General features: G+C 26.7%; 4 protein-coding genes. All 4 read left to right on the forward strand.

What is annotated here, in order from left to right; genetic code table 11:
• Nucleotides 1–360: 360 nt before the first annotated feature.
• The 4 genes from PKN74_RS05360 to PKN74_RS05375 are packed head-to-tail and all read left to right on the forward strand — an operon-like array spanning nucleotide 361 to nucleotide 9754.
• Nucleotides 361–3165 (forward strand): HD domain-containing protein, encoded by a 2805-nt coding sequence (locus PKN74_RS05360; RefSeq protein ID WP_472309335.1) that lies wholly within the window; start codon nucleotides 361–363, stop codon nucleotides 3163–3165.
• The gene (locus PKN74_RS05365; protein WP_472309337.1) at nucleotides 3146–7531 is read left to right on the forward strand and encodes a hypothetical protein; all 4386 of its coding nucleotides are present in this window, start codon (nucleotides 3146–3148) and stop codon (nucleotides 7529–7531) included. The genes PKN74_RS05360 and PKN74_RS05365 overlap by 20 nt, the downstream gene beginning before the upstream one ends.
• Nucleotides 7521–8288 (forward strand): hypothetical protein, encoded by a 768-nt coding sequence (locus tag PKN74_RS05370; protein WP_472309339.1) that lies wholly within the window; start codon nucleotides 7521–7523, stop codon nucleotides 8286–8288. Before PKN74_RS05365 ends, PKN74_RS05370 begins: the two co-directional genes overlap by 11 nt.
• Nucleotides 8285–9754 carry a sigma-54-dependent transcriptional regulator gene (locus tag PKN74_RS05375; protein WP_472309341.1) on the forward strand — a complete coding sequence of 490 codons (1470 nt, stop codon included), beginning with the start codon at nucleotides 8285–8287 and terminating at the stop codon, nucleotides 9752–9754. The genes PKN74_RS05370 and PKN74_RS05375 overlap by 4 nt, the downstream gene beginning before the upstream one ends.
• Nucleotides 9755–10093: the final 339 nt, after the last annotated feature.

The following is a 10093-nucleotide window of genomic DNA, read 5'->3' on the forward strand; positions in this document are numbered from 1 at the left end:
TTAAAATCATCCCAAATCCCCTTAAAGAAAACTTACAGAAAAGCTAATCCTAAAGAATTCATAATCAGAACAGATAACGGACCTCAATTTAAATCAAAAGCAACTGAAGCTTTCGTAAATGAGATAGTTCTTTGAATTATATGGCACTAGGTGAATTTAATAAGATGTTTGAAAACAATTCAGATACTTACATTAATTCAAAAACTATTTTTGGAAAAAATGAGATTTTCTTATTTATTCTCCAATAACCGGGCGTCAGTCCATATATTTCTTTACAATATTATTTACATTTGTAGCAATAATTAATAGCTTAATGTGATAAAATATTCATATCCAGTTAAAAATTAAGGAGTGAATTTGTTGAATAACGAAAAAGAATTTAAATACCTTCTTGACAAAAACACTTTTGGCAAAATTATAGAATCACATAAATATTCTAAGGTAGGAATTATTCAATGGTATGTAGAAGAAGAAATGGATATTAGATACAGATTAACTTTAAAAAAACTACCCACTGGTTTTTTTCAAGAATGGACAATTACGGAAAAAAGTAACACAAATGACAAAACGGTAAGAAAAGAAAATGAAAGATCAGTTTCTCCAGAGGAAATATCAAAAAAATTTTATTATTTTGAAACTTTTAAGACCATTGCCAAAGTAAGATACATTTTTAATGATGACCCTGAAATCATTATAGACGAGTTTTTAACCCCATTCGAAAATATAAACAACAAACCCTTGATTGATTATCTTATGGAAATAGAAGAAAAAGAAATAGTCAAAAATGATAATTTTGATAATTATTTAGAAAGCAATAATTATCCTCTAAATAATCTTGTAAAAATAATAGACAGTTATGAAGATTTCAAAAATAAAAATTTAGCTAAAATCATTGAGTGGCAAGAATATAATTCTAAATCAAAAAATACAAAGAGCATTTTTGATTTGATAAATTTTGTGAAAAATAAATTAAAGGGAAATATAACTTTAGTTATGACTCAAGGAATATCTATTAAAAATCAAGGAGAATTTAAGAGTCAATATGAATCAATAGTTTCAAAATTTAAAGAAAGCAAATTTGATCAGATAAAATCACTAGACATTAGTCCTGATATATGTGCAGAAATAGACACTTACAATCTACTATTAAAAAACGGATACAATATTAAAAACCTCTATCTTCTAACCCCTGGTCCTTTTCTTTCAAAAGATAACTCCTGTCTAGAAACCAACCATCCCTATTTCCAATCAGATATTTCTTTTGTCGGTGCTCTTTTAAAATGTATTTTTGAAAAAAAATATGGTTTAAATGTTAAAACCTATCCAATAGAAAGTAGTTCTTCACAATACCTTTTTGAAAATACATGGGATATACTCGATGAAATTTTAAAGAATAAGGCAAAAGATGAGGTAATAGTAGATGTTACCGGGGGATATAAAAATTTGGGTTTAGTTACGGCTATTTATTCAATGTTTAAAAATATTCCATTTTATTATAAATATCAAGAAGGAAATATTGAGGAATTTCCAGCGTTTGGATTGGATTGGGATTATGACTATTTTGATAGAATATACTCAATAATAAACGCCTTAGAATTTAATAATGAAGATAAAAACAATTTAGATATTTCTCAATATTTAACATTAAATTATGATATTTCTGCACTTTTTATATATGATCCTGAAAAAAAGGGTTTAAAACCTTTTTACCCATTAAATAGAATATTAAACGATTATGAAGATAAAAGAGAAATACCTTTTGGATTTGGAGAAAATCTTCTGAGTATTTTTGACATTAAAGACAATGAGAAATCTCAAGATAATCAACTAATTAATATGAAAAATTATATTGAATACATGATTAAAACAAAATGGTCTAAGCAATGGATAGGTGATCTAATACCCGAGACCGTCGAACACTCTCAACGACATAGCAAAAGGCTCATGGATTTTACTGCGAGTTTGATAAATATCATTGGTGAAGATAATTTTCTACCTGAAGAAATAAAAGACAAATATTACTCTGATACAAATATTACTTACAAATACATTTATTATTTTATTTTGATTGTTTCGATAAATATTCATGATCTTGGGCACACATACTCCAAATATAGACTTAAAGATGGAAATTATATATATTTAGATAATTTCCCTTCTATGATTAGAGATCTACACAACGAATTAACTGTACAATTAATAGAAGAAGAACAAAATAACAAAAATATGTTTGGAATTTTAGAAACTAACAAAAAAAACGATAAAATTAGATACGATTTAGATAATATTTTTGGAAACAATAAAAAAGAAATAATCGAGGCAATCAAACTTGTTTGTAAATACCATCGAGGTTATTTGCCTATTGATAATACTGATAAAGGCCATAATTCCCAAAAATTATTTGTAGAAACCTTTAAAATTGATACAATCCCTTTAGAAGCTCTTCTGTATTCTACACATTCTCCTATTAACGACGATCTCTTAAAGAAAGTTATCATTCATGCTGCAAGATGGCTAAAATTTATTGATGGAACAGACGTTCAAGCTGATAGAATAATTACAGATGCACATCATAGAGCTCGACTTAATCGAACAAAATTTGAAGCATTAACTTTAATCGATAAATACAAAAATAATTATTGTAATGCAGTGTTCTTACAAGAATTACAAAAGTTAAAAAATGAAATAGAGCTAATTGATGTCGAATCATTAACTTCAGAAAACTTAGAAAAACAAAAAGAGTTATATATTAAAATAGAAAGCATCTGCAAAAATTTAGAATCAGAAGTCTATAATTTTGTAAAAGCAAAATTATTAAAACCCGAAATAGAGTACAATATTAACTCTTCTGAAATGGAACTATTAGATACTATTGCTTTTAAAGCAAGTCAGTTTACTCATTTTGAGAAACATAGAAGTGTAGCTGCTATATACCCTACTTGGTTAGAGTGGGATAATCAAAATATGTTCGATATAAAATTACACCTAAAAATTATAAAAAATAAGATGAATAATGCAAACTTTGAGATTCACGAAAAAGTTATTGAAGATATAAAAAACGATATAAACAAGGAACTGGAAGGTGCAAATATTTCTTTTGGTGGTAAAAAATTGAAACTAATTTTTGATGAAGATGAGGGACAAAATGATAAAACAATATTATGAACATTTTATGATGGATGATTGGTCAATAATTGTAAATAATTATCTAAATTATATTATCACTAATTTAGAAAAAAACAAAAAGATTTTGAAATTAAACAATAATACAATAAATACCCTAAAAAACATAAAAATTGCAAATTTTAAAAAAACTGCTGAAACTCTTGAAGATAGTGCAACAAGATCTGGACTATATGATATAGAAATAGAGATAAACAACGTAACATTATGGGCTAACAATATACAAATATTATATCCCGATGAAGATGGATATTTCAAACATCAGAATAGAAAAATATATACACCCTGGGTAATTTTCGATGGCTACGAAATTGAGGAATTAGTCAAAGAGTATGAAGATGATGAAGAAATCCAAAGTATTACTGATAAAAATCTGGATTTAAATACCAAACTAATCATTCCTGGATATTACTTAGCTATTTTAAGCACTATTTTTGGAAATTTAACAGAGAAAAAAACAAAAAGTTCAGATAAAAATGAAATTAGATTTTACCTAATAAATAAACTAGCTGGAAAGATTGGAGTTACAACATACCGGTACTATAAAATAAGTAAGAACAAATTTATGTATAAAAAAATACCTCTTTTTTTTATACCTGACAAACTAAACTACATAGAATATTATTCTAACCCCAGAAAAGTTGTGTACCCTAGTGAAAAAGTCAGCGAAAGTATGAGATTGCCTCATTCATCTCATAGAGGTATCGTTGATTTTCTTGAAACACCTGAATCCGAAAAAATCGGTCTTACGTTAAGCCTTGTCGATTCTGATAACCTACAATACGATATTAATAAATTCCAATTTTTTAACAATTCAGACAAAACCAATGCTGAAGATATACTGTCTTTTGCTACTTACCAAATCCCTTTTATATTACATTCTGATGGTGCTAGAATTTTAATGGGTTCTAAAAATTTAAAACAAGCATTAACACTTAATAAGGCCGAAAAACCTTACATAAAAACTGGAAAAGAAAAAGAAAATATTGGAGTGAATGCACTTATAGCTTATGGTCTTTTTGAAGGATACAACTTTGAAGATGGAATTGTAGTTTCAGAAAGTTTTGCAAAAAGGATGGAAACGATTGTTCGTGAGACAGAAAAATTTAGAGTTAAAGTTACTCCAGCTAAATTTGCAGAAAACGAACTCAATCAATGGACATATAAATTAAAAGATAATATTACTGTAATTTATTGGAAAGTCAAAGAAGGCGATCAAGTTAAATATGGAGATACATTGTTTGAAGTAAAAGGAGAATATTACAATAAAATAAGAAAATTCAATTATACAGGAAAATATACAGCTAAAATCAATAAACTTCCTAAAACACCTGAAAGGCCTTTTAAATGTTTTAATATTAATGATGAACCTTCAACTGAAATTGAAATTTCCATTGAATTTGAAGTAACTAAACCCTTGGAAATAGGAGATAAAATTATGGGAAGGCACGGAAATAAAGGAACAATAGCAAAAATTCTAAATGATAACGAAATGCCAACGACTTATGTAAATGGAACAGAACGAACTTTAGAGATGATTTTATCTCCTTTAGGGATAGTTTCAAGAATGAATCTTGGGCAACTCTATGAGGTCCATTCCTCAATAGCACAACAATTTTCAGACTTTCAAGATTATGTAAATGGAGTCTCCCCTTTTGAAAATGGATATAAAAAGAAGGATAAAATATTAGAATCTTTGCAAAAAATAGGTTCTGACAATTATGGAAGATTTCTAGTAAAATATAAAGATAAAAACTGGTATTTGACGGTTGGGTTTCAATATTTTGTGAGATTAGATCATTGTGTAAGAGACAAAATTCACTTTACACACAAAGCTTCAGAAGGGATAGTGAATAAACAACCTTTAAAAGGCAAGTCAAACAACGGAGGACAAAAAATAGGTGAAATGGAGTTTTGGTGTTTGTTTAGTTATAATAACCTTAATATTATCAACACCTTTGTTAAGGATAAAAACATCGATAAAAATGAACTCGATAAAAAAGATTCTCCTGTAGATTTTTTTTACAAACTAATGAATTATTTTGGTTATATAATAACGCACGATGAATATATGAAATCTAAATTTGAAAACGAAATACCAAACATAATAGATTTTGAAACTGATATGATTATGTTTCTTTCTCAAAAACTTTCAACAAAAACAGAATATATACAAAATCCTTTATTTCTCTATAGTATCCTATATAACAACAATTTTTTTAATGGTGAAGAATCAGAAAAACAACTAAAAAAAATAGTTGAAGATTTTGATGAAATAAAACTATCATGGAAAAAAATTGAACCATTTATTCAAAAAAGGAAAAAATATAGTGTTAAAGAATGCAAAAACGAATATCCGGATTTTTACGATAAGTTTAAACACTACTTAGAAAGCAATTTTAAAAACTACGTAAATAAAATAAATAATGACGAAGAAAGTATTAAAAAAATTTACGACTCAATCAATGAATTAATCTCTTTTATTTCGAACAGTAAAAATACTGGTATTTACAAAAGACTTCTCAAATCAATCAAAAATCTTCTATTATCTAAAGACGGATATATACGATCCCACATGGTTGCTAGACGAATTCACAATTCTGGAAGAACCGTTATTACACCACAACCAAAAGATAATTTGAAATATTATTTAGGTCAAAATATACCTCTTGACATTGATAGCGTGATTTTACCAATTGAGTTTGGACTAGAAATGATTAAAAATCATTCAAGTGATCAACTAAATTTAAAAGATATATTCAAAGCATTACAAGGAGACTATAATAAAAGAATAGAAGTAGCTAAGGCTCTAAATAAACTATACTATAATGGAAATTTAAAAGAAAAATATGTAATCCTAAACAGACAACCTTCTTTACACAGGCACTCAATGCAATCTTTTAAACCCCTATTTTGGCAACATTACACAATCGGCCTTCCAATAAATATATGCGAAGGATTGGGTGCTGATTTTGATGGAGATACTATGGCAGTATACTATCCGTATAACCAAAACGAGGTAATAAAAGAAGAGTTAGAAAAAATGCTTCCTACGAATAATCCTTTTAAACTAGGCAATGGAAGCATAAATTATTCAATAGACCAAGATATGGTCTTTGGTTATTACTATAAAAACAAAGAAAACAAAAAAAATATGCAAAAGGCTTTTTCTATTGAAATCAAAAACATAATAAAAAATTCAAAAAATGACCAGATAGCAACTCTAATTAATAAAAAAATAATTAATGGTTATTTAAAAGATTCCATGGAAACCAATCTAACACTATCAATATATGAAATAGAAAAATACGAAGAAGAAAACAGCATGAAGTATATAACTCAATCAAAATGCAGAGGAAACATAGATCAATACCAACAACTTTACAATAAAATTTCTGATGTTTCTGAAGATTGCTTCCTAAGAGGGGTAAATCTGAAAGATTACTTTAAAGTTGAGCCAAATCAAAAAGGTATAGCTTCAAGAGCTAGACAAACACTCATCGATAAAAAGTTGCACGTTGCTGAAGCAGGATACTTCACTAGAAAATTAGTTGAGTTATTAGGAAGCATATTCACCGCTGATTTTGATGATTATATTGAAACAACGTTTACTAGAACAATTTTAAAAACACTATCTGATACCAGCTCAAAAGAAAATGAAGATAACTCAAAACACAAATTTGAATTAACAGAATTTATTAGTAGATATTATAAATATAAAGGCTCAATCTATTTAATTACAGAAGAGAATTTAGAAGAGGTAACAAAAATATTTGAAAAAGAAAAGAAGATAACAATCTTATCCCCAAAAATAATTGAAAAAAATGGCAAGTTTTTACTCTCTAAAAAATATTTAGGTAACAACATTTCAACTCTTAAAGAATTTGAAAACAGTGAATATATTGGATTATCAGCAGGCCATGTCATTGGAGAAAGAGGCACCCAACTCTCTATGCAAACTTTTCATACTGGAAAAAAAGGTATGAATATGAACACAATAAGTTCCAAGATATTTGACTTTGCCTTTAAAAAAGATAATTTTGAGAATTTTATTAATAGTCTCCATACAGACGAAGCTCTCAAACAATTCAATGTATTAACTAATATAAAATTGAATCCTATATATTTTGAAATCTTATACTTATTTGCACAACTATTAATAGAAAAAAATATAGATAATGTCAAATCATATTTTAATGATTTCACTTTAAGAGGTCCTTTGACTGTAATATCTTTTGAAAATGGTATGAAAGTACTAAAAAATATTGAACTATCTAAAATATATCTTGAAACACATCCAAGAGCTAGCTATGCCTTCTATGAAGAGGTGAAAAAAAGTGATCAATAAATATCAAAAAAAAGATAAAATGAAAACAAAAGATAAATTTTTTTACAAAAACTTAAAAGATGAACCTGAATTAAATAATTTCGATGTAGATGAAGTTTATTTCGATGAAATTATAGACGAAGAAGATCAATCTACTACACAGAAAATTAGGAATGAAAAAAACGATTATTCTTTTGACACTCCTTACATAGCACCTCGAACGATAAAATATGAAATTTTAAAAACAAACAAAGGTTATAGGCTTATTCATTATACTAATAGTAATAAGGTTCCCCAACAAATACAAAAATATTTGGATAGTTTTCCAATCTTTATCCAAATAACAAAAGAACGAATTGAAGCTATGTTTGTTAGTGATAGAAATCAGCAAGATTTCTTTGTTGTGGATAAAAACTTAAATTCGTATCATAATCTAATGCTTCCAAATGGTGAAGTGATTCCTCTTACAAACTTATTAAAAGAAGGTGGGGGGCCAATTCCAAAAGAAATAAAATTATACAGAGAATATAGAAAAATTATGTATGAATCAAGAAATCATTTTAATGAATTTGAAAGATATTTTGATTTACACAAAAGCGATTTAGAACAACACAAAAGCCATGAATTCATTAAATTATTTATAATGTTCAAAATCTTAAAAAAAAATAATAAGAGCAATGAATACATAAAAGAATTTTATAACTCAATCAAAAATTCAAATTTATTTTTACAAGAGTTAGAAGAAATTTTAAAATATATCTTGGAGGCTGCCAAATGATCTATATACAAAATTTAGATTATATAAAAGATATTATTTCATCACTAAAAATACAATTTAAAGAAAAACATGAAAATATAAATGTAGATAAATTATTTACAAATGAACTTAACTCAAAATCAAAAATATGCATAGTTGAACAAGATTTTTTTAACCAATCAATCAATGAAAACAATGATCCATTTTCCGATTTTTTGGAGTGTGTGAGTGAGTCAACACCACCAAAAAAAGAATCCTCAACCAAATCAAGTTCAAACATAAATTTAGAGCAATATAAATACATACTATTAATAGAAAATCATGTTGAACCAAATATATTTGATCTGTTCCTAAAATATGAAATTATTGGTATCTTTAGAAAATCACGTTTGAAATACGATTTAGAAGAAAAAGGAAAACTTGAAAAAATGTTGAAAGAAGAATTGCGAAAGTTAAATAATGGTATTGAAGAAAATCCTAGAAATTTTGAAATTTTGAAAAAAATACCATATAAAAATATAACATCCTGGAAATTTAATCCGAAAGTTAAATCAAAAGAAGAATTAGAAGATTTATATAAGGAAAAAAAATATATCAGTATTTTCTTAGATCCAAGTATGAAAAAATTTTATCATCAATTACATATTATTACAAAAGATTTTGCCAACTCATTCAAACGTTACTTTAATAATCTAAAAATAAGTGAATTTAGAGCTTTTGACTTAAAAAAAACCCAAGAATTAATTCAAAAGGAATTAAAAGAAAACTATAAATTACCATCTATTTTGATAGAAGGTGAAACAGGTACTGGGAAATCTTTAATTGCTAATATCATATACAAAACTGTAAAAGAATTAACAAAAAATGACAATTTAACATTATATCGATTTTCACTAGTTAATATAAATGAAAACCTTATCGATTCAGAAATCTTTGGTTCAAGAATTGGGGCCTTTTCAGGAGCTAATGATAGAAAAGGAAGGTTAATGGAAAACATTTTTGGAATAGTATTTTTTGATGAAATAGCAGAATTACCCACCTCAATACAAGCAAAACTGTTACTATATTTAGACGATTACAAAATAACCCCAGAAGGATATGACGGAGAGCCTTTAACTGTACCAACGTTTGTAATTTCTGCAACTAATAAAAATATAAAACAAGAGATTATGAAAGGAACATTTAGAAGTGATTTATATTATAGATTTAAATACAAACTTTATGTACCATCATTAATAGAAAGAAAAGAAGATTTAAGATTTTTGATTAGTTTTATACTACAAAGCCCTTTTATAAACGAAGTCAGCGACAATTTAAATTATTCAGTTGACAAAATATCTTTTGAAGCAATAGAAAAATTAGAAGGCTATACCTATCCTGGTAATTTTAGGGAGCTTGAAGAAATCTTAAAAAATGCCGTTAATGAATGCATTTTAAATAATCAAACAATAATATTACCTGAAAACATAAAATTTGAAAATCTATAAAAAGTTTCAACTTAAGTCCGAATTAAGTTTCTACCATAACTTAAAATTTGCTATTGTATCTAATATGTTAAATTCAGTGAACTTACCCTTAAACTCAATTAGATAATGTATTATAAATTCTTTGACAAATTTATAACAAGACTTCAATAGAACAGTTTAATAATCGGAATACAAATAATTACCTAGTCCTAAAAACGTGCTTTGCACTTAAAAATAAAACCAAAGACGCTGAGATAGAGCGTCTTTTTTTTGTTTTCAAATAATGATCAAAACCTTGGAAACGACCATATAGGGCGTCTCTACAAAAACATGTTATAACCATTGTTAATTTTTAAGTTG

This window comes from Defluviitoga sp. (genome assembly GCF_035349255.1).
In the GTDB taxonomy this organism is placed as follows: Bacteria; Thermotogota; Thermotogae; order Petrotogales; family Petrotogaceae; genus Defluviitoga.